The sequence below is a fragment of the Gulosibacter sp. 10 genome (assembly GCF_900163695.1).
Taxonomy (GTDB): domain Bacteria; phylum Actinomycetota; class Actinomycetes; order Actinomycetales; family Microbacteriaceae; genus Gulosibacter.
Window position 1 is genome coordinate 129,489 of record NZ_FUIC01000003.1, and the last position, 23,190, is coordinate 152,678.

A 23,190-nucleotide genomic window follows, 5' to 3' on the forward strand; every position below is an offset into this window, starting at 1 on the left:
TGGACGAGCGCCCCGCGGCGAACGGCCGCGGGGCGCTCGCCGTCGGGATCAGAGGGTGAGGAGCACCTTGGTGGCGCGGCGCTCGTCCATGGCCCTGTAGCCGGCCGCGGCCTCCTCGAGGGGGAGCTCGAGGTCGAACACGATGCCGGGGTCGATCTGATCGGTCATGATGAGGTCGATCAGCTCGGGCAGGAAGCGGCGCACCGGGGCGGGGCCGCCCAGCAGGCCGACGGTGGCGAAGAAGAGGTCCTCGCCCCGCAGTTCCACGCCGTGGGAGACGCCGACGTAGCCGACGCGGCCGCCGGGCCGGGTCGCGCCGATGGCCTGGAGCATCGACTCCTGCGTGCCGACGGCCTCGATCGTGGAGTGCGCGCCGTACCCGTTCGTGAGCGCTTTGATCCTCGCGATGCCGGCCTCGCCGCGCTCTTCGACGATATCGGTGGCGCCGAACCGCCGTGCGAGCGCCTGACGGTCGGCGTGGCGGGACATGGCGATGATCCGCTCGGCGCCGAGGCGCGCGGCGGCGAGGACGCCGAGCAGGCCCACGGCGCCGTCGCCGACCACGGCGACGGTCTTGCCCGGGCCCGCCTCGGCGGCGACCGCGGCGAACCAGCCCGTGCCGAGCACGTCGCTGGCGGCGAGCAGGCTGCGGGCCTGCGCCTCGGTGGGCCGTCCCGGCACCGTCACGAGGGTGCCGTCGGCGAGCGGGATGCGGGCCTTCTCGGCCTGGGTACCGATCGCGCCCATCATCACCTGGTGGATGCAGCGCGACTGGAAGCCGGCCTCGCAGATCTCGCACGTGTTGTCGGAGGCGACGAAGGAGCCCACGACGTAGTCGCCCACGGCGACGTTCCGCACATCCGCGCCGATCTCCTCGACGACGCCGATGTACTCGTGGCCCATCGGGGCGTCCTCGACGGGCTCGGCACCGCGGTAGGGCCAGAGGTCCGAGCCGCAGATGCAGGCGGCGGTGACGCGGATGATCGCGTCGGAGGGCTCCTCGATGACGGGATCGGGGCGGTCTTCGACGCGGACATCTCCTGGGGCGTGCATGATGACGGCGCGCATGGGGGGCTCCTTCGCAGCAGGTGGGTTTCACGGGTATTGGGAATCACAGCACCGGCCGGGACGACGGGGGAGACCCCGTTGAAAGAGGTACTGGCAGGGCCTCCTTCCGCGAACCCCGTCGGCCTATGGTGGCGATATGGATAATCGGGCAGAGGTGAAGGACTTCCTCGCGACTCGGCGCGAACGGATCACCCCGCAGGAGGTCGGGCTGCCGGTCGGTCAGAACCGGCGTGTGAAGGGCCTCCGCCGCAGCGAGGTCGCCTCGTTGGCGGGTGTGAGCGTGGAGTACTACACCCGCATCGAGCGCGGACACATCGGGGGCGCATCGCCCGAGGTGCTCGATGCGATCGCCCGGGCCCTGAAGCTCGAGGAGGACGAGCGCGCCTATCTCTTCGATCTCGCGCATGCGGCGAGCCCCGCGGCACGACCGGTGCGGAGCAGGAGGCAGCGGGAATGGACGCCGCCGCGCGAACTGCAATGGATGCTCGACTCGATCACGGGGGCCGCCGCGGTCGTGCGCAACGGCCGCATGGACGTGCTGGCGGCGAATGCGCTCGCCCGCGCCTTCTACAGCGACCTGTTCGACATGCCGGGTACCGCGCCGAACTTCGCGAAGTACATCTTCCTCGACGAGCGCGGAATCGCCTTCCATCTCGAGTGGGACCGTGCGGCGAACACGGCGGTCAGGATCCTGCGGGCGGAGGGGGCGCGCAACCCGTACGACAAGGAGCACCACGAACTCATCGGAGAGTTGTGCACGCGCAGTCCCGAGTTCGCGAAACGGTGGGCCTCCCACGACGTGCTCCGGCACGGGGCCGGGTTCAAATACTTCCGGCACCCGGTGGTGGGCGATCTGACGCTGGCGTTTGAATCGCTCGATCTCATCTCCGAGCCGGGGCTCACGTTCACGACCTACACCCCGGAGCCGGGCTCCGCGTCGGCCGAGCGGATGCAGCTGCTCGCGAACCTCGCCGCCACCGAGGAGTACGAGGCCGACCGGCAGAACGACGCCCCTGCCGACCGCAGGCAGGCGTAGGCTCCGGACCCGCCGGTCGTCGGCGGTGGACGCCACGATGACGCCGGTCGCGTCCTCACCGCCCGGCGAGGGGGCGTCGTCCGAACCGGGGGAGAGGGGTATTGCCAGGGACTCCCTCGTCCGGAGCATCGGTTCTAGCGTGGAGGCATGGCTGTTATCGCAATCGTCGGAGCCGGCCCCGGACTCGGAGCCGCAGTAGCAACGAGGTTCGGCCGCGAAGGATTCGCGGTCGCTCTCATCTCCCGCAACATGCGGAAGCTCGAGTCGCTCGAGCAGCGGCTCGCCGCGGAGGGAATCACCGCGAAAGGCTATGTCGCCGATATCGGCGACCGCTCGGCTCTCGCGGCCGCGCTGCGGAGCGCCGCGGAAGACCTCGGCCGGATCGAGGTGCTGCAGTTCAGCCCAGTGCCGAGCGCGCCCTTCCTGAAGCCCGTCCTCGACACCGCGGTGGAGGATCTGGAGGCCGCCGTCGAGCTGTCGATCCTCGGCTCCGCGACGGCGATCCGCGCCGTCCTCCCGGGAATGCGCGAGGCGGGCCGCGGCACGATCATCCTGCCCAACGGCTCCAGCGCCGCCGTCCCGAACGGCGACGTCGCCGGCACCTCCGTCGCGTTCGCCGGAGAGTCCGCGTACGGGGCGATGCTGCACGATGCCCTCGCGCCGGAAGGCGTCCATGTCGCGCAGCTCATCATCCCCGGGGCGATCGACGGCGGCGATCCGCTCTTCGCCTCCGCCGCGCTCGCCGAGCGTCTATGGCTGCTCCACGCGCGGCCCGGAGCGTTCCGCATCACCGTCGGCGCGGACGAAGCCTGAACCGAGAGGAGGCGTCCATGGCGGACACCCCGATCCGCATCACGCTCGACGGCCGGACGATCGACGCGGTGCTCCACGACAACCCGGCCGCGGACGCGCTCCGGGCGCAACTGCCGCTCGACCTCGAGTTCCGCGACTACGCCCGGCAGGAAGTGCTCGCCGAGCTGCCCGAACGGCTCACCATGGAGGGGATGCCGCACGGCTGCGACCCCGAGATCGCGGACATCGGCTACAACCACGGCAATCGAGTGATCGTCCTCCACTATTCGAGGATCGGTTTCTGGCCCGGCACCGCGGTACTCGGCCGTCTGCACGTCGATGCGTCGGTCCTCCGCGGATGGGACGCGTCGAAGCCCGCCCGCATCGAGCTCGCGGACTGAGACGGGCAGGGCGGCGGGGCAGCGACCGGCGCCCCGCCGCGCTCGGGCGCCGTCATCCCCTGAGCGGGCGTCGGAGGCCCTGTCGAGAGGGGTACCGGGAGGGACTCCCTCTCCGCCGTCCGTCCCCGTAGCGTCGACGGCATGAACGACACCACGATGGAATACCGGCACCTCGGGCGTTCCGGGCTCAGGGTCAGTGCGATCGGGCTCGGCTGCATGAACTTCGGCGACGCCGCCGGCGAGCCGGAAGCGTTCGAGATCATGGACCGCGCCGTCGAGCTCGGCGTCAACTTCTTCGACACCGCCGACGTCTACGGCGGCCCGCAGAGGCCCGACATGCTCAAGGGCTACGGCACCTCGGAGGAGATCATCGGCGACTGGCTCGAGCGGTCGGGCAGGCGCGACGAGATCGTGCTCGCCACCAAGGCGTATCAGCCGATGGGGCTCGGCCCGAACGACCGGCGCCTGTCGGCCTATCATCTCAAGCGCGCGTGCGAGGCGAGCCTGCGCCGCCTGAAGACCGACCACATCGACGTCTACCAGATGCATCACGTCGATCGGGCGACGCCGTACGAGGAGATCTGGCAGGCGATGGAGCAGCTCATCGCCGAAGGCAAGATCACCTACGTCGGCTCTTCGAACTTCGCGGGCTGGGACGTCGCCACGGCGCAGATGACCGCGAACGGCCGCCGTGCGCTGGGCCTGGTCTCGGAGCAGAGCCTGTACAACCTCACGAATCGCGCGATCGAGCAGGAGCTGATCCCGGCGCTCGAGCATTTCGGCATCGGCCTGATCCCGTGGAGCCCGCTCGCGATGGGCGTGCTCGCCGGTCGGCCGAAGAACGGCGAGCCCACCGTGCGTCGAGCCCTGCAGTCGCAGCCGTACGAGCGGTTCTCGGACCAGTTGGCCGAGTACGAGATCTTCTGCGCGGAGCTCGGCCGCACTCCGGCCGAGGTGGCGCAGGCCTGGCTGCTGCACCAGCCGATCGTGTCCACGCTCATCGCCGGCTCGCGCACGGTCGAGCAGCTCGAGGTGGCCGTCGCGGCGCTGCGCGTCGAGCTCGACGCCGAGGCGCTGGCCGAACTCGACCGGATCTGGCCGGGCCCCGGCACCGCACCGCAGTCCTACGCGTGGTGATCGGGGAAGACGAAGTCCCGGGGCGCGCTCCGGCCGACGCGCGGGCTGGCTCGGCCAGGATGCTAGGCTTGCATGGTCGCATCGGCCCTCGTCGCCGACGCGGATCGGGTCTTTAGCTCAGTTGGTAGAGCGCCACGTTTACACCGTGGATGTCATCGGTTCGAGCCCGGTAGGACCCACCGCCCGGCCCCCGCTCCCAGGAGCGGGGGCCGTTCCCGTATCGAATCCGTTTCGCACGCATTCGTCCCCGGACCGTCACGAATCGCGGTTCCTGGCACGCACCGCGAGCAGCGCGCATCCGATCACGGCCGCGCCGCCCAGCACGGTCGGCCAGCCGATGCGCTCCCCGAGCAGGAGTCCGGCCCAGAGGATGCTCATGACCGGCTGGGCGAGCTGCACCTGGCTCACCTGCGCCATCGGCCCGATGGCGAGCCCGCGGTACCAGGCGAAGAATCCGAGGAACATGCTCACCGCCGCGAGATAGGCGAACGCGCCCCATTCCGCGAGTGTCCCGGTCGGCGGTCGCTGCGCGATGGCGAGGCCGCTCAGCAGCACCATCAGCGGCGAGGCGAGCACCAGGGCCCACGAGATGGTCTGCCACGCGCCCAGGCTGCGGGACAGCAGCCCGCCCTCCGCATAGCCGATCGCGCACACCGCCACCGCGCCGAAGAGCAGCAGGTCCGGAACGCCGACCCCGGCCGAGGCCCCGTCCTGCGCGAGCGCGAAGGCGACCGCCGCGATCGCCCCGCACACGGCGGCCGCCCAGAACGAGCGCACCGGGCGCTCCCCGGTCCGCAGCACCGCGACCACCGCCGTCGCCGCGGGCAGCAGCGCGACCACGACGGCGCCATGGCTCGCGGGCGCGGATGTCAGCGCGAAGGAGGTGAGCAGCGGGAATCCCACGACCGCGCCGCCCGCCACGACGGCCACCTGCAGCCACTGCCGACCGCGGGGGGAGTCGCTGCCGGGTGATGAGCAGGGCCGCCGCGGCGAGCACCGCGGCGACCACGGCCCGGCCGGAGCCGACGAACAACGCCGACATGTGGCCCGCCTCCACCGCGACCCGGGTGAAGGGCACCGTGAACGAGAACGCCGCGACGCCGAGCAGGCCCCAGCCGACGCCGCTCCGTCGCGTTGATAGCGGATCGCGGGAAATTACAGTAGCGCTACTCTCTAGTCTCATGACCAATAGTAGCAGTGCTCGAGTGGCCGCAGCCCTCCGCAAGTGGGTCGCCACGGCCCCCGCCGGGGCGAGGCTGCCGTCGACCCGCGCGCTGGTCGCCGAGCACGGCGTCGGCCCCGTCACCGTGCAGCAGGCGCTCCGCACGCTGATCGCGCAGGGGCTCGTCGAGTCCCGGCCCGGCGTCGGCACCTTCGTGCGCGACAGCCGGACTCCACGGCCGCACGACTACGGCTGGCAGACCGTCGCGCTCGGCGCGCCCCGACAGCACCTGCCGCTCACGGCCGCGGCGATGCGCTCGACGCCGGACGACGCGATCGCCCTGCACTCCGGCTACCCGGATCGCGAGCTCCTGCCGGATCGGCTCGTGCGCTCGGCGCTCGTCCGCGCCGCGCGAGGGGAAGGCGCGCTCGACCGGATGCCCGCCGCGGGGCTGCCCGACCTGCGGGCCTGGTTCGCGGCGGAGCTCGCCGCCTCCGGCGTCGGCGGCGCAGCGGCGCCCGGCGCGGGCGACGTGGTCGTCCTGCCCGGCAGCCAGAGCGGCCTCGGGACGCTCTTCCGGACGCTCGTCGGAGCGGGAGGCGCGCTCCTCATCGAGTCGCCCACCTACTGGGGCGCCGTCCTCGCCGCCGCGCAGGTCGGCGTGCGCCTCGTCCCGGTGCCGAGCGGCCCGGAGGGCCCGGATGCGGAGGAGGTCGAGCGCGCATTCGCCCGCACCGGCGCACGCGCCTTCTACGCCCAGCCGAACTTCGCCAACCCCACCGGCGCGCAGTGGTCCTCCGCCCTGACCGAGCGCATCCTGACGATCGTGCGCGAGCACGGCGCGTTCCTCATCGAGGACGACTGGGCGCACGACTTCGGGATCGCCGCCGATGCGGTCCCCGTCGCCGCGCGCGACGACGGCGGGCACGTCGTCTACCTCCGTTCTCTCACGAAGAGCGTCTCGCCCGCGATCCGCGTCGCCGGGCTCGTGGCCCGCGGCCCCGCTCGCGCCCGCATCCTCGCCGACGCCCAGGCGCAGTCGATGTATGTGAGCGGGGTGCTGCAGCAGGCGGCCTTCGACGTGGTCGCCCAGCCCGCGTGGCGCACCCATCTCCGATCCCTGCGCGAGCGGCTCGAGGCGCGTCGCGACCTGCTCGTCCGGGCGCTGCGGGAGCACGCGCCCGAGGCACACCTCGAAGCCGTGCCCCGCGGCGGCCTGAACCTGTGGCTCCGCCTGCCCGACGACACCGACCCCTCGCGGTTCGCCCGCGAATGCGAGGCTCGCGGCGTGATGGTCGCCTCGGGCGACGACTGGTTCCCCGCGGAGCCCGCCGGCCGCTACCTCCGGCTCAACTACGCGGGCCCGAACCCGGGCGGCTTCCCCGAGGCGGCGCGCGTGATCGGCGAGACGCTCGGCGCGCACTGACGGGCTGTTCCGAGGGCTGAGAACGGCGCCGCAGGGAAGCGGCGCGGCTCCCGGGTACGCGTTCCGTCGACCTCCGGCGGAACGGCGGCCACCTCCGACGTTGACAAGGAGTAGGCTATGTCACACCATTCAGGCGGCCCCGCGAGTCGATGGCGCGACGAAGCGCATCCGACGGGCGGGCCCGCGGATTCGACAGTGCATTGCAAGGGAGCAGGTCATGAATCGAAGGATCGGTATCGCAGCGATGGGCGCGGCCGCGCTGCTCGTGCTGTCCGGCTGCAGCGGCACGGGCGGAGGCGAGGCCGAGGCGGGCCTCGAGGACCGCGGCCCGATCACGTTCGCGATGGGCACCAACGACGCGGGCAAGCTCAAGCCAGTCATCGAGGCGTGGAACGAGGAGCACCCCGAGGAGGAGGTCACGCTCGTCGAGCTGCCGCAGGAGGCGAACGCCCAGCGCGATACGCTCGTGCAGTCACTCCAGGCCCAGAGCGGCGACTACGACGTGATGGCGCTCGACGTCACCTGGACCGCGGAGTTCGCGGCGAACGGATGGCTGCAGCAGCTCGAGGGCGACCTCGCCCTCGACACCTCGGCGCTGCTGCCCGCGACCGTCGACAGCGCGACCTACATGGACACGCTGTACGCGGTGCCGCAGAACACGAACGCGCAGCTGCTGTTCTACCGCACCGACATCGTCGACGAGCCGCCCACCACGTGGGACGAGCTGCTCGAGTACCGCGACGCCGCCGATGAGGCCGAGCTCGACCTGCTCGCGCTGCAGCTGCGCAACTACGAGGGATTGACGGTGCAGACCACCCAGGCAATCAACGCGTGGGGCGGCAGCGTGGTCGACGCCGACGGCACGACCCCGACCGTGGACAGCCCCGAGGCCGTCGCGGGCATCCAGGCGCTGGCTGACGCCTACGCGAACGGCGACATCCCGGAGCGCGCCAACGGGTTCACCGAGGAGGAGACGAACCTCGCATTCCTCGCCGGCGAGACCGTGTTCGCCTACAACTGGCCGTACATGTACGACACCGCGAAGAGCGAGCCGACCTCGGAGGTCGGCGACGACTTCGACGTGACGGCGATCGTCGGCCCCGACGGGCCCGGCGCCTCCACGCTCGGCGGGTACAACAACGGCATCAACGTCTACTCCGAGTACAAGGCCACCGCCTTCGACTTCGTGCAGTTCGTGATCTCCGAGGAGAACCAGCAGTCCTTCGCCGAGCAGTCCTTCCCGCCCGTGCTCGCCTCGATCTACGAGGACGAGGCGCTCGTGGAGGAGTTCCCCTACCTGCCCGCGCTCAAGGAGTCGCTCGACAACGCGCAGCCGCGGCCGGTCACGCCGTACTACGCCGCGGTATCCAAGGCCATCGCCGACAACGCCTACGCGGCCATCGTCGAGGGCCAGGACGTCGAGGAGGCCGTCGCCGCGATGACCGAGGCCATCACGGCGAGCACCTCCGGCTGACCCCCAGCGATGCCGGGGACGTCCGCGCGGACGTCCCCGGCATCGCCGACCGCTCATCCGCATGCCGCATCATCGAGGGGACGGGCACATGAGTACGGCGGAGACCGTGAAGAAGCCGGACGGCCGGACCCGGGGAGGGCCCCGGCGACGGCGCTCGCAGCGCGAGGCGAAGCAGGCGACGTGGCTCATCGCCCCGGCGATGGTCGTGCTGGCCCTGGTGATCGGCTATCCGATCGTCAGCGCGATCGTGCAGTCCTTCAACCAGGACCGCGTGCTGGACGAGGCCACCGGTTTCTTCCAGGAGGGCGGCTTCGCCGGGGTCGCCAACTACACCCGGTGGCTCCTGCAGGACTGCGGCGGGGGAGCGAACTCCTGCCCCGCCGGGACCACGACGGCGCAGTTCTGGAACTCGATCGGGGTCACCTTCCTCCTCACGGCGGTGACGGTCTCGCTCGAGGTCGTCATCGGCTTCTGGATGGCGGCGATCATGGGGCGCAGCCTCTGGGGCCGCGGCCTGCTGCGCGCCGCGGTGCTCGTGCCGTGGGCGATTCCGACCGCCGTCACCGCCAAGCTCTGGGCGTTCATCTTCGCGCAGAACGGCATCGTCAACAGCCTCACCGGGCTGGACCTGCAGTGGACCACCGGCACGTGGGAGCTGATCACCGCCGTCATCATCGCCGACGTCTGGAAGACGACGCCGTTCGTGGCGCTGCTCATCCTCGCCGGTCTGCAGATGATCCCCAAGGACGTCTACGACGCGGCCAAGATCGACGGCGCCACGCGCCGCCAGCAGTTCACCCAGATCACCCTGCCGCTCGTGAAGCCCGCGCTGCTCGTGGCCGTGCTCTTCCGGCTGCTGGACGCGCTGCGGATGTACGACCTCCCGGCGATCATGCAGGGCAACACCTCCGGCCCGGCCACCACGATGTCCCTGCTCGTGACCGCGTCGATGCGCGAGGGGCAGTTCTCGAACGCCTCGGCGCTGTCGACCATCGTCTTCCTCATCATCTTCGCCTGCGCGTTCATCATGGTGAAGGTGCTCGGCGCCAACGCGGTCGCCGCCTCGCAGCCCAGTTCCCGTACGCTCGGCGACACCGGCCGGCGCGGGCGATCGGACGAGGCGGACACCAGCTCGACCCGGGCCGTGGTCATGCCCGACGGCGACCGCGGCGGGAAGGGGAGATGACATGAGCGCGACCACCGGAACCGCGCCCGCGACGCCGCGGCTGCGCAAGCCCCGGCCGGCCAACGGCTGGGGGACCTATCTCAGCGGCCTCATCATCGTGCTGTGGTGCCTGCTGCCCTTCTACTGGATGATGGTCGTCGCCTTCCGCGACGTGCGCTTCACCTTCGACACGACCCCCTGGCCGACCCACCTGACGCTCGACAACTTCGCCGCGGCGCTCAGCACCGACGCGGGCAACAACCTGCTCGCCTCCATCGCCAACTCGCTGATCATCAGCGGCGTCACCACCGCCACGGCGGTGCTGCTCGGCATCACGGTGGCCTACGCCCTGGCGCGGCTGCAATTCCGCGGCAAGTCCTTCGTGACCGGCGTCATCCTCGCCGCCTCGATGTTCCCCGGCGTGGCGCTCGTCACGCCGCTGTTCCAGCTGTTCACCGACATCGGCTGGCTCGGCACCTATCAGGCCCTGATCATCCCGAACATCTCCTTCGCGCTGCCGCTCACCATCTACACGCTCACGGCGTTCCTCCACGACCTCCCGTGGGAGCTCGAGGAGGCCGCGCTCGTCGACGGCGCCACGCGCGGGCAGGCGTTCACGAAGGTGATCCTCCCGCTCGCCGCCCCGGCCGTGTTCACGACGGCGATCCTCGCCTTCATCGCCACCTGGAACGAGTACCTGCTCGCGAGCCAGCTCTCGCGGCCGAACGTGGAGCCGGTCACGGTCGCGATCGCGAGGTTCTCGGGCGCGAACCCCTATATCCAGCCGTACGCGGCCATCATGGCCGCGGGCACGATCGTGACGGTGCCGCTCGTGATCATGGTGCTGATCTTCCAGCGCCGGATCGTGGCCGGGCTCACCGCCGGCGGCGTGAAGAGCTGATCGGGATGGCCCGGAACCGCGGGGTGCGGCGCAACCAGCTCGAGATGTGGCTCGGCTTCGTCGGGTTCTTCGCCGCCATGGCCGTGCTCTCGGTCCTCGTCGCGCTCGTCACGGGGCGCCCGGTGGATCCGGCCGCGGTGCTGCTCGCCGCCGGACTGCTCGTGACGCTCCTCCTGCTCTGGCTGCGATATCGGCGCGGATGAGGAATGCGGGGAGGAGGGAAGCGCAGGGATGAGGAAAGGGCGGCGGAATATCCCCGCCGCCCTTTCCGGGAATGCCGTCGGCTCAGTCGACCATATCCCGGTGCTTCTCGATGATCCGCAATTCCTCGATCACCCACTGCAATTTCTTGCCGAGTGCCGTGAGCTCCTTCACGGAATGCGGATGCAGGCCGTAATCCGGGCCGGACACGCGGTCGAGGATGGTCGTGATATGCGCCGCGGTGGGGGCGGAGAGGAGCTCTCCGGCGACGAGCGCGATCCGGTCGCGGAAGGCGTTGAAGTCCTGGGTCAGGCGCGTCGTCGTCGACGGGGTCCCGGCCTCTTCGAGGAGTGTATGGCGACCGACTCGCTCATCGATCCGCCCGGCGATTTCGGCGAGCAGGGCAATGGCTGCTTTTCGCGGTTGAACGCTCATTGCACGTATCCTTTCGATTATCCAGCGAGCAATGCATCAGCTTCGCATTCCTCGATCATTGCGGATCGCGCATGGAGATTTCCTGAGGCCCGGCGAATCGATTTTCAGCCGATGAAGAGCGTGCGGACCGGCACCGCGTCGCCCAGCCGCACCCGACCGCCGAGCCCCTCGAGCTCCATCAGCGCGGAGACGCCGATCGGCTCGGCTCCCACCTTGCGGACCAGCTCGATCGCCGCGCCCAGGGTGCCGCCGGTCGCGAGCACGTCGTCGAGGACGAGCAGGCGCGTGCCCGGGGCGACGTCGTCGTGCATCTCGATCGCGGCCGTGCCGTATTCGAGCTCGTACGCCACGGACGCGGCCGGTCGGGGCAGCTTGCCGGCCTTGCGGATGGGCACGAGCCCGACGTCGGCGATCGCGGCGGCGGCGCCCGCGAGCAGGAACCCGCGCGCCTCCACGCCGGCGACCGCGTCGAACCCGCCGGCGAACGGCTCGAGCATCCCCTCGACCACGGCGCGGAGATCGGCCGGGTCGGTGAGCAGCGGCATGATGTCGCGGAAGAGCACGCCGGGCTCCGGGTAGTCCGGGATCTCGACGATGTGCGACCAGGCGCGCTCGAGCTCGGGCCTCATGCGCGATCCCCGGGCTGCGAGCCGGCCTGCTGGTGGATCGAGAACAGCATCTCGGTCATGCGCACGTGCACCTGCTCGACGCGCGGGATGTCGTCGAGGCGCAGCGGCTCCTCGGCGGAGGTCTGCAGGATCAGGGTGCCGCAGCGGAAGATGCGGTCGATGAACGAGTGCTCGTACGAGACGTTCGCGATGCGGCTCAGCGGGATGTCGTGCCCGCGCTTGTTGAGGATGCCCGTGCGCGTGATGATTCGGCGGTCGGTGATCGTGAACGTCGAGCTGAGCCACTTGAGCACGGGGGAGAGCGTCGCGGGGATGAAGGCGATGACGACCACGCCCCAGACGATGTACGAGCCGATCGGCTGCGCGGCGGCGGGCATGAAGATCGTCCCGGCGATCCCGGCGGCGAGCAGCACGATCCCGATCAGCACGTGGCCGAAGATCCGCTTCCAGTGCGTGCGCATGTGGAAGACGACGTGTTCGTGCTCACCCAGAAAACGGCGCGGTAGTCCCATGCGGAACAGCCTAGCGCGGGCCCGCGCAGGAGCGCGGGGCGGTCCGCGACTAGGCTGGCGGGATGACGACGCTGCGAGCACTGCAAACCACGATCGAAGCGCTGTACCCCGCCCGGGGCGCCGAGTCCTGGGATGCGATCGGGACGGTCTCGGGGGATCCGGAGGCGGCCGTCGGGAAGGTGCTCCTCGCGGTCGACCCCGTGGCCGCGACCGTCGACGAGGCGATCGGCTGGGGCGCCGACCTCCTGTTCACGCATCATCCGCTCCTGCTGCGGGGCGTGACCTCCGTGGCCGAGGACCGGTACAAGGGCGCGCTGCTCGCCCGGCTCATCCGCGCGGGGTGCGCGCTGCACACGGCGCACACGAACGCCGACGTCGTCGAGTCCGGCCCCACGGGGACGATCTTCGACCGGCTCGGCATCCCGGCGGGCCCCGAGCACCGGACGCCCTTCGAGCCGCTCCCGGACGCGCCCGAGCGGGGCCTCGGCCTGGTCGGCGACCTGCCCGCCCCGACGACGCTGCGCGAGTTCGCGGAGCGGGTCGCCTCGATCCTCCCGCCCACTGCGGGAGGCGTCCGCGTGGCGGGCGACCCCGAGCAGGAGGTGCGGCGGGTCGCATGCTGCTCGGGCGCGGGCGACTCCTTCCTCTCGCACCCGCTCGTCCGCTCCGCCGACGTCTACCTCACGAGCGACCTGCGCCACCACCCCGCCTCGGAGGCCCGGGAGCAGGCCCTGCTGGAGGGCGGCGGCCCCGCCCTCGTGGACACGGCCCACGCCGCCGGCGAGCACCTCTGGCTGGAGGGCGCCGCCGAGCGCATCCGCAGCGCCCACCCGGGCCTCGAGGTGCGGGTGTCGAACGCCAACACCGATCCGTGGACCTTCCTGGTGACGGAGCAGCGCTGAGCACGAGAGAATGGACGTCATGAAGGCACACCCCAAAGCACAGCTGCGCCTGCTGGAACTCGCGCAGATCGACGCGAAGCACGCGCGCCTGCAGCACCTCGCCAAGAACATGCCGGAGCAGGTCAACCTGGTGGCGATCGAGCAGGACCGCCGCCGGCGCCGGGCCGAGACCGCGGAATCGCTGGGGGCCCTCGAGGACGCGCAGTCGGAGCTCGCGACGATCCAGTCCGATTCCGAGCTGGTCGCCGAACGGCGCGTCCGCGACGAGCAGCGGCTCCAGACCGCGACCTCCACGAAGGACATCGCGGCCCTCGAGGCGGAGCTGCAGACGATCGCCCGCCGCCAGGACGCCCTCGACGATCGGCAGCTCGAGCAGCTCGAGATCGTCGAGCGCCTCACCGCCGACTACGAGGCGAAGCGCACCGCGATGCGGGAGATCGAGGAGACGGCGGCCGACCTCATCGAGCGCCGAGACCTCGCGCGGGAGAACCTCAAGACGGAGGCGAAGGAGCTCGCGCTCGCCCGCAAGACGCTGACCGCCGCGATCGACGCGGACCTCGTGGCGCTCTACGAGGAGCGCCGGCAGCGCAAGGGCATCGGCGCGGCCGAGCTCATCGGCAACGTCTCCGGCGCGTCGAACGAGGTCATCGAGGCCGCCGACCTCGCCCGGATCACGAAGGCGCCGGCCGACGAGGTGCAGTTCTGCCCGGATACCGGGGCCATCCTGGTCCGCACCGAGCGCTCGGCGGGCTAGCAGGGGTCGACGCCGGCCTGCGGCGCGGTAGACTGGATGCGTTGAGCGGGCCGGCCAGACGGTCGCGGGTCCACGACCCGAGGAACGTCCGGGCTCCGCAGAGCAGGATGGTGGGTAACGCCCACCCGGGGCAACCCGCGAGAAAGTGCCACAGAGAGTAGACCGCCCGCAAGGGTAAGGGTGAAAGGGTGGGGTAAGAGCCCACCGGGTGCCCGGTGACGGGCATCGCACGGTAAACCTCATCCGGAGCAAGGCCAACAGGGGATGTCGACGCTGCTCGCCGAGTCCCCGGGTGCGCTGCTGGAGCGGCGCGGCAACGCGTCGCCGAGATAGATGGCCGTCACGGCGTGTCCGTACAGAACCCGGCGTATCGGCCGACCCGCTCAACCCCCGCAGGCCGGCCAGGCTCGGGACGATCAGTCCCAGTGTTCGGCGCCGAGGAGGCCGGCGCCGATGATGCCCGCGTTGTTGCGGAGCGTCGCGGCGATCACCGGCACATCGACCTCGATGAGGTGGAGGAAGTCCTCGGCCTGCTTCGAGACGCCGCCCGAGACCACGAACTCGTCCGGGCTGAAGAGCCTGTCCAGGTGCTTGAAGTAGGGGGTGAGCCGCTCGCCCCACTCCTCGAAGCTCAGCCCCTCGCGCTCGCGCACCTTGGAGGAGGCGTAGCGCTCGTAATCGGGATGCCCGTCGAGCTCCAGGTGCCCCAGCTCGGTGTTCGGCACGAGGCGGCCGCCGTGGACGAGGGCCGATCCGATGCCGGTGCCGAGCGTGAGCACGAGCACGCTGCCGGTGTTGTCCGCGGCGGCGCCGAAGCGCACCTCGCCGTAGCCGGCGGCATCCGCGTCGTTCACGAGCGATACGGGCGTGCCGATCACCTCCGAGAAGGCGCCGCGCGCGTCGAAGCCGATCCACTCCTGATCGATGTTCGCCGCCGACTCGGAGCGGCCGTGCCGGACCACGGCCGGCATGCAGATGCCGACGGGGGCCTCGCCGTGCTGCGCGGCGACATCCTGCGCGAGGATGAGGTCGTAGACCTCCCTGACGGCCTCGCGGACCGCGTCGATGGGTGCGCCCTGCGGCGTCTTCACCTTCTGACGCTTGCCCTCGAGCTTCCCGTGCTTGAGGTCGACCAGGCCGCCCTTGATCCCGGTTCCGCCGATGTCGATTCCGACCGCATAACGCGCGTGCTTCTTTGCCATGGCAGCAGCCTAGCCCCGCCCGGCCCGCCGAAGCTTCGGGATGCGTCAGAGCTGCGAGGGCGGCAGCGTGAGGATCTCCGGCCCCTGCTCGGTGATGAAGACGGTGTGCTCGAACTGCGCGCAGCGCGAGCCGTCGCGCGTGACCACGGTCCATCCGTCGTCCCACTGCTCCCAGTCCTGCGAACCGGTGACGAGCATCGGCTCGACGGTGAAGATCATGCCGGGCTCGATCACGTCGGTGAAATGCGGCGCGTCGTAGTGGGGGATGATCAGGCCCGAGTGGAAGGAGCGGCCGACCCCGTGGCCGGTGTAGTCGCGCACCGACTGATAGCCGAACCGCCCGGCGTACTTCTCGATCACGCGTCCGATGACGCTCACCTGCCGGCCCGGCCGGGCCGCCTTGATGCCGCGCATCATCGCCTCGCGGGTGCGCTCCACCAGCAGTCTCGACTCCTCGTCCACCTCGCCGACGAGATACATACGGTTCGTGTCGCCGTGCATGCCGAAGGCGTAGGCGGTCACGTCGATGTTGAGGATGTCCCCCTCCTCGAGCGCCGTGTCGTCGGGGATCCCGTGGCAGATCACCTCGTTGAGCGAGGTGCAGCTCGACTTCGGGAAGCCCCGGTAGCCGAGCGTCGACGGGTAGGCGTCGTGCGCCACGAGGAACTCGTGCGCGTGCCGGTCGAGCTCCTCGGTGGTGACGCCGGGCCGCACGAACTGCTCGAGGTGCTCGAGCGTCGCGGCGGCGATGCGGCTCGCCTTCCGCACCCGGTCGAGCTCCTCCGGCGTGTAGAAGTCGCCGGTGCCGTCGGGCTCGTTGGGCGTCGTCCTGCCCACGTACTCCGGCCGTTCGATGTGCTGGGGAACCGAGCGCATCGGGGTGACGGTGCCGGGGACGAGCAGGCCAGTGTCAAGGTGTTTGGGCATACCCTCAAGTCTATGACTCGAGACGCGCAACACGAATTCTGGTACAACACCCGCACCGGCGAGGTCGAGGCGGGCAAGCAGTCCGTCGCCACCGAGCTCGTCGGGCCCTTCGAGACGGAGGCCGAGGCCGCCCGCGCCCCGGAGCGGCTCGCGGAGAACGCCCGCCGGTGGGCGGAGGAGGAGGCGGCGGAAGAGGATGAATAGGATGCCCCCGTTCCCGGCCCCCGCCGAGCGGCGGGCGGCCGCATGACCACCATCCGCGCGCACGGCACCGGCGAGTCCCACCACCGGGCCGAGCGCGCCACCGTCAGCGCCCATATCTCGGTCGCGTCGCGCGATCGCTCGCGGAGCATCGCGGAGGCCTCCTCGCTGCACAACCGGATCGCGGAGCGCGCGCACGGGCTGCGCGAGCGCGGCGACGCCACATGGCATGCCGCGGACCCGATCAGCACCTGGACGAGGAAGACCTACGAGCAGGGCTCGAAATCCAAGGTGATCCTCGAGTACGTCACCTCGAGCCGCGTGCGCATCAAGCTCGCGAACCTCGACCTCGTCGCCTCGCTGGTCACGGAGCTGGCGGAGGCCGGCGTCCGGACGAGCGTCGACTGGGCGCTCACGGAGGCGTTCCGCCTGCAGTGCGAGCGGCGGGCGCGGAAGGCCGCGGTGGCGGAGGCGCGCGCTCGCGCGGAGGACTACGCGGATGCGCTGGGGGAGCGGATCGACCGCGTCGCGATCGTGGAGGAGCCTGCGGAAGGGGCGCCCCTCGCCGCGCAGGCGCGATTCGCCTCGGCGAACGCCGGCGGCGGCGAGGCCGAGGTGTCGATCCCCGAGATCACGGTGCGCGCCACGGTCCGCGGCGAATTCGAGACGGCGCCGGCCCGATAAGGGCGGACGGCCGAGCCTCGACGGGGCGAGGACGCATCCGTCCCCGCCCCGGGCCCGGGATCAGACGGCCGTGTAGCCGCCGTCCACGAGGTAGTACCCGCCGGTGACGAACGAGGCGTCCTCCGAGAGCAGGAAGCGCACGACCTTCGCGACCTCATCGGCGCGCCCGAGGCGGCCGATCGGGTGCTTGGCGACGAGCGCCTCCTTCTGCTCCGCGGGCAGCCCGTCGAGCAGCGGGGTGTCGATGTAGGCGGGGCCGACGCAGTTGACGCGCAGGCCCGCGGGGCCGTACTCCGCGGCGGCGTTCTTCGTGAGGCCGACGACGGCGTGCTTCGCGGCCGTGTACGCGCCGTTGCCGAGCGCGGCGACGGCGCCGTGGATGGAGGCCATGTTGACGATGGCGCTCTCGCCCGCGCCGGCCTCGAGCATCGCCGGGATCTGGTAGCGCATGCCGTAGAGCACGCCGTTGAGGTTGATGTCGATGACGCGATCCCAGTCTTCGATCTCGACCTCGCCGGCGGGGGCCTGCTTGCCCGCGATGCCGGCGTTGTTCACGCCGTAGTGCAGCGCGCCGTAGGTCTCCACGGCGAAGGCGACGGCCTTCTCGTTGTCCTCGGCGGAGGCGCTGTTCGCCTCGAATCCGACCGCCTGCCCGCCGGCCGCCTCGATCTCCGAGGCGACGCGCTTCGCGCCCTCGAGGTTGATGTCGGCGACGACGATCCTCACGCCCTGCGCCGCGAGCTCCTTGGCGACGGCCTCGCCGATGCCCGAACCGCCGCCGGTGACGAGCGCGACCTTGTCCTGGAATGCCATGGTGTGCGTCCTTTCTGCAGACTCGGGCGCGCCGTCCGGCGCGCCCGAGTCCCAGTATGGCTCTCCAAGCGTCGGATTCCCTTGGCGGTGGGAGGGGCTACTCGGCAGGGGGAGCGTTGTCGTAGGACTCGGCCTCCGAGGGGAAGGCGCCCGAGCGGATGTCGTCGGCGTACTGCTCGACCGCGCCGCGCAGTACGCCGGCGAGATCCGCGTACCGGCGGACGAACTTGGGGGTCCGCCCCTCGCCGTAGCCGAACGCATCCGTCCAGACCACGAGCTGCCCGTCGCAGTGGGGCCCGGCGCCCACGCTGATCGTGGGGATGCTCAGCGCCTCGGTGACCCGCGCGGCCGCGTCGGCCGGGACCATCTCGAGGACTACCGCGAAGGCGCCGGCCCGCTCGACGGCCCTGGCGTCGGCGAGCAGCTGCGCCTCGGCGTCCCCGCGGCCCTGGATGACGTGTCCGCCCAGGCCGTGCTCGGACTGCGGGGTGTACCCGATGTGCGCGAGCACCGGGATGCCCGATGCGGTGATGCGCGTGATCTGCGACTCGACCCGCTCGCCGCCCTCGAGCTTGACGGCGTGGACGTCGGCCTCCTTCATGAAGCGGACGGCGGTGCTCAGCGCCTGCTCGTCCGAGGTCTCGTAGCTGCCGAAGGGGAGGTCCGCGACGACGAAGGCGCGCTCCACGGCGCGGGCGACGGCCCGCGACATCGTGATGAGCTCGTCGGTCGTGATCGGCAGCGTGGTCTCGTAGCCGAGCACGACGTTCGCCGCCGAATCGCCCACCAGCAGCAGATCGATGCCCGCCTGATCGAAGATGCGTGCGGCCGGCGCGTCGTACGCCGTGAGGGCGGTGATCTTGTGCCCGGCCGCCTTGGCCCGTGCGAAGTGGCGCGTGCGCACTCGCCTTACTACTGGTTGCTCAGTCATAGGGGCCATTCTATGGATGCCCACCGGTAGCCTGGTCACGTATGACGGCGAGGGCGCATCAGGAGGGCCGATGAGCAGACAACAGGATTACGTGCTGCAGCAGATCAGCGACCGGGGCATCAAGTTCATCCGGCTGTGGTTCACGGACGTGCTCGGGCGGCTCAAGTCCATCGCCCTCGCGCCCGCGGAGGTCGAGGGCGCCTTCGCCGAGGGCGTCGGCTTCGACGGGTCCTCGATCGAGGGCCTCACCCGGCGCTCGGAGGCGGACATGCTCCTCCACCCGGACCCCTCGACCTTCCAGGTGCTGCCGTGGCACGCCGACGACGAGACGGCGCGGATGTTCTGCAACATCACGACCCCCGACGGGCAGCCCGCGGCGGCCGACCCTCGCCAGGTGCTGCGGCGCACGCTCGAGCGGGCGAAAGACCTGGGGTTCACGTTCTACATCCACCCCGAGATCGAGTTCTACCTGCTCAGATCGCGCACGCCGGGCCCCGGCGGGCTCGAGCCGGTGGACAACGGCGGCTACTTCGACCACGTGGCCGGCGACGTGGTCGACCTGTTCCGGCGCCGCTCCGTGAAGCTCCTCGAGGACCTCGACATCTCGGTCGAGTTCACGCATCACGAGGCGGGGCCGGGGCAGAACGAGATCGACCTCCGCTACGCCGACGCGCTCGCCATGGCCGACAACGTCGTCACCTTCCGCACGGTGATCGACGAGGCCGCGTCCGAGCAGGACATCTACGCCACCTTCATGCCGAAGCCCGTCTGGAAATGGCCGGGCTCGGGCATGCACACGCACATGTCGCTCTTCGAGGGCGAGACCAACGTGTTCCACGAGGCCGGGGCCAAGCACCAGCTCTCGCGCACGGGGCGCCAGTTCATCGCCGGCCTGCTGCACCACGCCCGCGAGATCACGGCGATCACGTGCCAGCACGTGAACTCGTACCGCCGGCTGTGGGGCGGCGACGAGGCGCCCAGCTACGTGTGCTGGGGGCACAACAACTCCTCGGCACTCGTCCGCGTGCCCACGTACAAGCCGCACAAGAGCCGATCCGCCCGGGTGGAGTACCGGGGGATCGACTCCTCCGCGAACCCGTATCTCGCCTACGCCGTGCTGCTCGAGGCCGGGCTGCGCGGCATCCGCCACGGCTACGAGATCCCGGACGAGATCGAGGGCGACCTGCGCGACCTCTCGGCGCGCGAGCGCAAGGTGCTCGGCTACGAGAACCTGCCGATGAACCTCGACGGCGCGCTCGAGCTGCTCGAGGAGTCGGAGCTCGTCGCCGAGACGCTGGGAGAGCAGATGTTCCAGCACTTCCTCAGCAACAAGCACGACGAGTGGCTCGGATACCGCTCGCAGGTCACGGAGTTCGAGCTCCGCCGCACCCTGTAGGCGGAGGCGACGTGCGCGAAGGCATCCGTACCAAGCTCATCCGCGTGGGCTTCCGCTCGCCCCTGGCCGCCGCCGAGCTCCTCGAGGAGGCCGGCGCGCTGCTGGGGCTCGAGCCGATCACGGTGGCGGGCGAGTTCGAGCCCATCGATCCCGACCCCGACGGCGCGCTCGAATCGCTCGTGCGCTTCCTGGAGCGGCAGCCCGACTCCGCGAAGCCGCTCCGCGAGGACCCGGCGCTGCTGCGCTCAGCGATCACCCTCTTCGCCGTCTCGACCGAATCGCTCGGCTTCTTCATGCGGCATCCCGAGGCGCTCCGCGAGGTGCACGAGGAGGCCGGGAGCCTCGCCTCGCCCGAGACGCTGCAGTCCCGGCTCGACGAGGCCGTCGGCGTGTCGGCGGACGAGCGGACCGGCCACCGGGTGGCGGCGAGCGGCGGGGAGGAGGCCGTGGCCGCGCTGCGGGTGGCCTACCGCACGGAGCTCGGCAAGATCGCCCTCTACGACGCGAGGCTCCAGGATGCCGGCGTGTCGCTGCACCGCGTGGCCGCCGCGCTCGCCAACCTCGCGTCCGCCGCCATGGACGCGGCCGTGGCGATCGCGCGCGCCGAGATCACGAGCCCGCCCGCCGGCTTCGGCCGGTATCCGGCGGAGCTCGTCGACCAGGTGCGGTTCGCCGTCATCGGCATGGGCAAGTGCGGCGCGCAGGAGCTCAACTACCTCTCGGACGTGGACGTCATGTACGTGGCGGAGCCGGTGGAGGGGGGAGGGCTCTCGACCCCGAAGACGATCGAGATCGCGACCAGGCTGGCGTCGACGGCGATGCACGTGATCAGCGACTACGGCGTCGAGCCGGGGCTCTGGGAGGTCGATGCGAACCTCCGGCCGGAGGGCAAGGACGGCGCGCTCGTGCGGAGCATCGACAGCTTCGTGACCTACTACAAGCGCTGGGCGCACAACTGGGAGTTCATGGCGCTGCTCAAGTCGCGGACCATCGCGGGCGACGTCGAGCTCGGCGACGAGCTGCTCGCCCGGCTCGCGCCCATGGTCTGGGGCGCGGCGGGGCGCGACGACTTCGTGCTCCAGGTCCAGGCCATGCGCGCCCGGGTAATCAGCCACATCCCGAAGGACGAGGTGGACCGGGAGCTGAAGCTCGGCCCGGGCGGGCTCCGGGACGTGGAGTTCACGGTGCAGCTCCTCCAGCTCGTCCACGGCCAGGTCGACGAGTCCCTGCACGTGCGCTCGACGCTCGAGGCGCTCGACGAGCTCGCCGGCAGCGGTCACATCGGCCGCGAGGACAGCGACCAGTTCAGCGAGGACTACCGCTTCCTGCGGCTGCTCGAGCATCGCGTGCAGCTGCGGCACATGCAGCGCACGCACCTCTTCCCCGAGGACGAGACGGAGCAGCGCATCCTCGCCCGCGCCGTCGGGCTCGGCACCGTGAAGACGCTCAAGGAGCGGTTCCAGCTCGTGCGCCGGCGCGTCCGCGGCATCCACGAGAAGGTCTTCTACCGCCCGCTGCTCACCGCGGCGGCCGCGCTCGACACCGAGAGCTACCAGCTCACGAGCGCGCAGGCCGAGGCGCGGCTGCGCGCGATCGGCTACCGCGACCCGAAGGGCGCGCTCGGCCACATCCGCGCCCTGGTGAAGGGCGTCTCGCGCCGATCCACGATGATGCGGAACCTGCTGCCGGTGCTGCTGGAGTGGTTCACCGAGGGTCCGCGGCCGGATCAGGGGCTGCTCGCGTTCCGAAAGCTCTCCGAGCAGCTCGGCGACGCCTCGTGGTACCTGCGGCTGCTGCGCGACTCGAACCTCGCGGCGCACCGGCTGTGCGCCATCCTCTCCTCGAGCGAGTTCTGCGCGGGCTTCCTCGAGGTGTTCCCGGAGGCCGTCATCTGGCTCGACGGCGATGACGCGCTGCGGCCCAAGGACGAGGAGTCGCTCGAGCACGAGATCACGGAGGGGGCGCTCTCGCGCTACGACGACGAGGCCTCCCTGAGCCGGGTCATCCGGGGCGTCCGCCGCCGGGAGGTGCTCCGGCTCGCGATCGGGTTCGTCCTGGGCGTGAACGACATGGGCAGCACGGCGCGTGGACTCACCGCCGTCGCCAACGCGACGATCCGCTGCGCCGACAAGGCCGTCCGGAGCATCGACGCCGAGGTGGACTACCCGCCCTTCGCGGTGATCGGGATGGGGCGGTTCGGCGGCGGGGAGCTCGGCTTCGGCTCCGACCTGGATGTCCTGTACGTCTACGACCCGGAGGAGCGCGCGACGGACGAGGCCGCGGGGCTCGCCCGGCGGTTCGTGCAGCGCATCGCCGCGCTCCTCGACGACGTCCGGATGCCGATCGACCTCGACGCCGGTCTCCGGCCCGAGGGCAAGGCCGGGCCGCTCGCCCGCTCGCTGTCGGCCTACGACGCGTACTACCGCAAGTGGTCGCTCGGCTGGGAGGCGCAGGCGCTGCTGCGGGCCGTGCCGGTGGCGGGGGACGAGCGCGTGCTCGAGGGCTTCATGGCGATCGCGGACCGCACGCGGTACCGCCCGCGGGGGCTGGCGAAGTCCGAGCTCGTCGAGATCCGCCGCATCAAGGCGCGGGTCGAGAGCGAGCGTCTCCCGCACGGCGCGGATCCGAAGCGGCACCTCAAGCTCGGCCGCGGCGCGCTCTCCGACGTCGAGTGGCTCGTGCAGTCCATTCAGCTCGACCACGGCCACGACATCCCCGGGCTGCGCACCCCCTCGACGCTCGCGGCGCTCGAGGTCGCGCGCGAGCACGGCCTCGTGGGCGACGAGGACACCGAGATCCTCCGGGGCGCCTGGGAGCTCGCGAGCCGGATCCGTTCCGCGGTCTACCTGTACGCGAACGCGCAGACGGACGTGCTGCCCGGCGACCCCGCGGAGCTCGACGGCGTCGCTCGGCTGCTCGGCTACGACCCGGGCAGCGGGCTCGAGCTCGAGAACGACTATCTCACGGCCACCCGGCGCGCCCGGAGCGTCTTCGAGACGCTCTTCTACGGCGACTGAGCGTCGGCGCGAACGGCGAAGGCC

The 23,190-nt window shown here is 71.1% G+C and carries 23 protein-coding genes, 1 tRNA gene, 1 other RNA gene and 1 pseudogene; 17 read left to right on the top strand and 9 right to left on the bottom strand.

Annotated elements, in window-relative coordinates:
• Nucleotides 1-48: 48 nt before the first annotated feature.
• Nucleotides 49-1,068 carry a zinc-dependent alcohol dehydrogenase family protein gene (locus tag FM112_RS01040; protein WP_087002343.1) on the bottom strand — a complete coding sequence of 340 codons (1,020 nt, stop codon included), beginning with the start codon at nucleotides 1,066-1,068 and terminating at the stop codon, nucleotides 49-51.
• A gap of 136 nt (nucleotides 1,069-1,204) precedes the next feature.
• Between FM112_RS01040 and FM112_RS01045 the strand changes: the two genes are divergently transcribed.
• From FM112_RS01045 to FM112_RS01065, 5 genes are all read left to right on the top strand, one after another.
• The gene (locus tag FM112_RS01045) at nucleotides 1,205-2,104 is read left to right on the top strand and encodes a helix-turn-helix domain-containing protein (protein ID WP_087002346.1); all 900 of its coding nucleotides are present in this window, start codon (nucleotides 1,205-1,207) and stop codon (nucleotides 2,102-2,104) included.
• 147 nt (nucleotides 2,105-2,251) lie between these two features.
• Nucleotides 2,252-2,917, top strand: coding sequence for an SDR family NAD(P)-dependent oxidoreductase (locus FM112_RS01050; RefSeq protein WP_087002348.1), 666 nt, complete (start codon nucleotides 2,252-2,254; stop codon nucleotides 2,915-2,917).
• A 17-nt stretch (nucleotides 2,918-2,934) separates the two neighbouring features.
• On the top strand, nucleotides 2,935-3,297 hold the full coding sequence (locus FM112_RS01055) for a cyclophilin-like fold protein (protein ID WP_087002350.1): 363 nt from the start codon (nucleotides 2,935-2,937) through the stop codon (nucleotides 3,295-3,297).
• Nucleotides 3,298-3,453: 156 nt separating this feature from the next.
• Nucleotides 3,454-4,434 carry an aldo/keto reductase gene (locus tag FM112_RS01060; RefSeq protein WP_087002421.1) on the top strand — a complete coding sequence of 327 codons (981 nt, stop codon included), beginning with the start codon at nucleotides 3,454-3,456 and terminating at the stop codon, nucleotides 4,432-4,434.
• Between the two features lie 106 nt (nucleotides 4,435-4,540).
• A tRNA-Val gene (locus FM112_RS01065) sits at nucleotides 4,541-4,613 on the top strand.
• Between the two features lie 76 nt (nucleotides 4,614-4,689).
• On the opposite strand, the pseudogene FM112_RS01070 reads toward FM112_RS01065, so the two are convergent.
• Nucleotides 4,690-5,617 (bottom strand): annotated as a pseudogene (locus FM112_RS01070) (DMT family transporter).
• On the opposite strand from FM112_RS01070, the gene FM112_RS01075 reads away from it, so the two are divergent.
• The 5 genes from FM112_RS01075 (at nucleotide 5,616) to FM112_RS01095 (ending at nucleotide 10,765) form a co-directional block, all read left to right on the top strand.
• A complete protein-coding gene (locus FM112_RS01075; protein WP_087002352.1) occupies nucleotides 5,616-7,022 on the top strand; it encodes a PLP-dependent aminotransferase family protein in 1,407 nt (468 codons plus the stop codon). The pseudogene FM112_RS01070 and the gene FM112_RS01075 overlap by 2 nt on opposite strands.
• A 217-nt stretch (nucleotides 7,023-7,239) precedes the next feature.
• Nucleotides 7,240-8,496 (top strand): ABC transporter substrate-binding protein, encoded by a 1,257-nt coding sequence (locus FM112_RS01080; RefSeq protein ID WP_087002354.1) that lies wholly within the window; start codon nucleotides 7,240-7,242, stop codon nucleotides 8,494-8,496.
• Nucleotides 8,497-8,584: 88 nt separating this feature from the next.
• The gene (locus FM112_RS01085; protein WP_087002356.1) at nucleotides 8,585-9,682 is read left to right on the top strand and encodes a carbohydrate ABC transporter permease; all 1,098 of its coding nucleotides are present in this window, start codon (nucleotides 8,585-8,587) and stop codon (nucleotides 9,680-9,682) included.
• A 1-nt stretch (nucleotide 9,683) separates the two neighbouring features.
• Entirely contained in the window at nucleotides 9,684-10,562 is an 879-nt protein-coding gene (locus tag FM112_RS01090) for a carbohydrate ABC transporter permease (RefSeq protein WP_087002358.1), read from the top strand.
• Nucleotides 10,563-10,567: 5 nt separating this feature from the next.
• Entirely contained in the window at nucleotides 10,568-10,765 is a 198-nt protein-coding gene (locus FM112_RS01095; protein WP_087002360.1) for a hypothetical protein, read from the top strand.
• Nucleotides 10,766-10,847: 82 nt separating this feature from the next.
• Here the strand turns inward: FM112_RS01095 and FM112_RS01100 are convergent, their stop codons facing one another.
• The 3 genes from FM112_RS01100 to FM112_RS01110 form a co-directional block, all read right to left on the bottom strand.
• On the bottom strand, nucleotides 10,848-11,198 hold the full coding sequence (locus tag FM112_RS01100) for a hypothetical protein (RefSeq protein WP_087002362.1): 351 nt from the start codon (nucleotides 11,196-11,198) through the stop codon (nucleotides 10,848-10,850).
• 104 nt (nucleotides 11,199-11,302) lie between these two features.
• Entirely contained in the window at nucleotides 11,303-11,827 is a 525-nt protein-coding gene (locus FM112_RS01105) for an adenine phosphoribosyltransferase (protein ID WP_087002364.1), read from the bottom strand.
• Entirely contained in the window at nucleotides 11,824-12,339 is a 516-nt protein-coding gene (locus FM112_RS01110; RefSeq protein WP_087002366.1) for a PH domain-containing protein, read from the bottom strand. Before FM112_RS01110 ends, FM112_RS01105 begins: the two co-directional genes overlap by 4 nt.
• Nucleotides 12,340-12,401: 62 nt before the next feature.
• Between FM112_RS01110 and FM112_RS01115 the strand changes: the two genes are divergently transcribed.
• The 3 genes from FM112_RS01115 to rnpB all read left to right on the top strand — a co-directional run bounded on the left by FM112_RS01115 (nucleotide 12,402) and on the right by rnpB (nucleotide 14,381).
• The gene (locus FM112_RS01115; RefSeq protein WP_087002368.1) at nucleotides 12,402-13,241 is read left to right on the top strand and encodes a Nif3-like dinuclear metal center hexameric protein; all 840 of its coding nucleotides are present in this window, start codon (nucleotides 12,402-12,404) and stop codon (nucleotides 13,239-13,241) included.
• Nucleotides 13,242-13,260: 19 nt separating this feature from the next.
• Nucleotides 13,261-13,995 carry a zinc ribbon domain-containing protein gene (locus FM112_RS17040; RefSeq protein ID WP_176386612.1) on the top strand — a complete coding sequence of 245 codons (735 nt, stop codon included), beginning with the start codon at nucleotides 13,261-13,263 and terminating at the stop codon, nucleotides 13,993-13,995.
• Nucleotides 13,996-14,041: 46 nt separating this feature from the next.
• Nucleotides 14,042-14,381: RNase P RNA component class A (gene rnpB / locus FM112_RS01125), an RNA gene on the top strand.
• Nucleotides 14,382-14,411: 30 nt separating this feature from the next.
• On the opposite strand, the gene ppgK is transcribed toward rnpB, so the two are convergent.
• A complete protein-coding gene (gene ppgK / locus FM112_RS01130) occupies nucleotides 14,412-15,197 on the bottom strand; it encodes a polyphosphate--glucose phosphotransferase (RefSeq protein ID WP_087002372.1) in 786 nt (261 codons plus the stop codon).
• 45 nt (nucleotides 15,198-15,242) lie between these two features.
• Entirely contained in the window at nucleotides 15,243-16,124 is an 882-nt protein-coding gene (gene map, locus FM112_RS01135; RefSeq protein WP_087002374.1) for a type I methionyl aminopeptidase, read from the bottom strand.
• 12 nt (nucleotides 16,125-16,136) lie between these two features.
• On the opposite strand from map, the gene FM112_RS01140 reads away from it, so the two are divergent.
• On the top strand, nucleotides 16,137-16,328 hold the full coding sequence (locus tag FM112_RS01140) for a hypothetical protein (RefSeq protein WP_087002376.1): 192 nt from the start codon (nucleotides 16,137-16,139) through the stop codon (nucleotides 16,326-16,328).
• A gap of 42 nt (nucleotides 16,329-16,370) precedes the next feature.
• Nucleotides 16,371-17,009, top strand: coding sequence for an SIMPL domain-containing protein (locus FM112_RS01145; RefSeq protein ID WP_087002378.1), 639 nt, complete (start codon nucleotides 16,371-16,373; stop codon nucleotides 17,007-17,009).
• Between the two features lie 60 nt (nucleotides 17,010-17,069).
• On the opposite strand, the gene FM112_RS01150 is transcribed toward FM112_RS01145, so the two are convergent.
• The gene (locus FM112_RS01150; protein WP_087002380.1) at nucleotides 17,070-17,822 is read right to left on the bottom strand and encodes an SDR family NAD(P)-dependent oxidoreductase; all 753 of its coding nucleotides are present in this window, start codon (nucleotides 17,820-17,822) and stop codon (nucleotides 17,070-17,072) included.
• Between the two features lie 97 nt (nucleotides 17,823-17,919).
• Nucleotides 17,920-18,753 carry a 3-methyl-2-oxobutanoate hydroxymethyltransferase gene (gene panB / locus FM112_RS01155; RefSeq protein ID WP_087002382.1) on the bottom strand — a complete coding sequence of 278 codons (834 nt, stop codon included), beginning with the start codon at nucleotides 18,751-18,753 and terminating at the stop codon, nucleotides 17,920-17,922.
• A gap of 70 nt (nucleotides 18,754-18,823) precedes the next feature.
• Between panB and FM112_RS01160 the strand changes: the two genes are divergently transcribed.
• Together FM112_RS01160 and FM112_RS01165 are read left to right on the top strand one after the other, a co-directional pair.
• Nucleotides 18,824-20,149, top strand: coding sequence for a glutamine synthetase family protein (locus FM112_RS01160; protein ID WP_087002384.1), 1,326 nt, complete (start codon nucleotides 18,824-18,826; stop codon nucleotides 20,147-20,149).
• 11 nt (nucleotides 20,150-20,160) lie between these two features.
• A complete protein-coding gene (locus FM112_RS01165; protein ID WP_087002387.1) occupies nucleotides 20,161-23,166 on the top strand; it encodes a bifunctional [glutamine synthetase] adenylyltransferase/[glutamine synthetase]-adenylyl-L-tyrosine phosphorylase in 3,006 nt (1,001 codons plus the stop codon).
• The last annotated feature ends 24 nt before the right edge of the window (nucleotides 23,167-23,190 follow it).

Bases quoted from the DNA above. Each gene is read 5' to 3' on its own strand.
- FM112_RS01040 (WP_087002343.1), bottom strand. From the start codon at position 1,068: ATGCGCGCCGTCATCATGCACGCCCCAGGAGATGTCCGCGTCGAAGAC.
- FM112_RS01045 (WP_087002346.1), top strand. From the start codon at position 1,205: ATGGATAATCGGGCAGAGGTGAAGGACTTCCTCGCGACTCGGCGCGAA.
- FM112_RS01050 (WP_087002348.1), top strand. From the start codon at position 2,252: ATGGCTGTTATCGCAATCGTCGGAGCCGGCCCCGGACTCGGAGCCGCA.
- FM112_RS01055 (WP_087002350.1), top strand. From the start codon at position 2,935: ATGGCGGACACCCCGATCCGCATCACGCTCGACGGCCGGACGATCGAC.
- FM112_RS01060 (WP_087002421.1), top strand. From the start codon at position 3,454: ATGGAATACCGGCACCTCGGGCGTTCCGGGCTCAGGGTCAGTGCGATC.
- FM112_RS01075 (WP_087002352.1), top strand. From the start codon at position 5,616: ATGACCAATAGTAGCAGTGCTCGAGTGGCCGCAGCCCTCCGCAAGTGG.
- FM112_RS01080 (WP_087002354.1), top strand. From the start codon at position 7,240: ATGAATCGAAGGATCGGTATCGCAGCGATGGGCGCGGCCGCGCTGCTC.
- FM112_RS01085 (WP_087002356.1), top strand. From the start codon at position 8,585: ATGAGTACGGCGGAGACCGTGAAGAAGCCGGACGGCCGGACCCGGGGA.
- FM112_RS01090 (WP_087002358.1), top strand. From the start codon at position 9,684: ATGAGCGCGACCACCGGAACCGCGCCCGCGACGCCGCGGCTGCGCAAG.
- FM112_RS01095 (WP_087002360.1), top strand. From the start codon at position 10,568: ATGGCCCGGAACCGCGGGGTGCGGCGCAACCAGCTCGAGATGTGGCTC.
- FM112_RS01100 (WP_087002362.1), bottom strand. From the start codon at position 11,198: ATGAGCGTTCAACCGCGAAAAGCAGCCATTGCCCTGCTCGCCGAAATC.
- FM112_RS01105 (WP_087002364.1), bottom strand. From the start codon at position 11,827: ATGAGGCCCGAGCTCGAGCGCGCCTGGTCGCACATCGTCGAGATCCCG.
- FM112_RS01110 (WP_087002366.1), bottom strand. From the start codon at position 12,339: ATGGGACTACCGCGCCGTTTTCTGGGTGAGCACGAACACGTCGTCTTC.
- FM112_RS01115 (WP_087002368.1), top strand. From the start codon at position 12,402: ATGACGACGCTGCGAGCACTGCAAACCACGATCGAAGCGCTGTACCCC.
- FM112_RS17040 (WP_176386612.1), top strand. From the start codon at position 13,261: ATGAAGGCACACCCCAAAGCACAGCTGCGCCTGCTGGAACTCGCGCAG.
- ppgK (WP_087002372.1), bottom strand. From the start codon at position 15,197: ATGGCAAAGAAGCACGCGCGTTATGCGGTCGGAATCGACATCGGCGGA.
- map (WP_087002374.1), bottom strand. From the start codon at position 16,124: ATGCCCAAACACCTTGACACTGGCCTGCTCGTCCCCGGCACCGTCACC.
- FM112_RS01140 (WP_087002376.1), top strand. From the start codon at position 16,137: ATGACTCGAGACGCGCAACACGAATTCTGGTACAACACCCGCACCGGC.
- FM112_RS01145 (WP_087002378.1), top strand. From the start codon at position 16,371: ATGACCACCATCCGCGCGCACGGCACCGGCGAGTCCCACCACCGGGCC.
- FM112_RS01150 (WP_087002380.1), bottom strand. From the start codon at position 17,822: ATGGCATTCCAGGACAAGGTCGCGCTCGTCACCGGCGGCGGTTCGGGC.
- panB (WP_087002382.1), bottom strand. From the start codon at position 18,753: ATGACTGAGCAACCAGTAGTAAGGCGAGTGCGCACGCGCCACTTCGCA.
- FM112_RS01160 (WP_087002384.1), top strand. From the start codon at position 18,824: ATGAGCAGACAACAGGATTACGTGCTGCAGCAGATCAGCGACCGGGGC.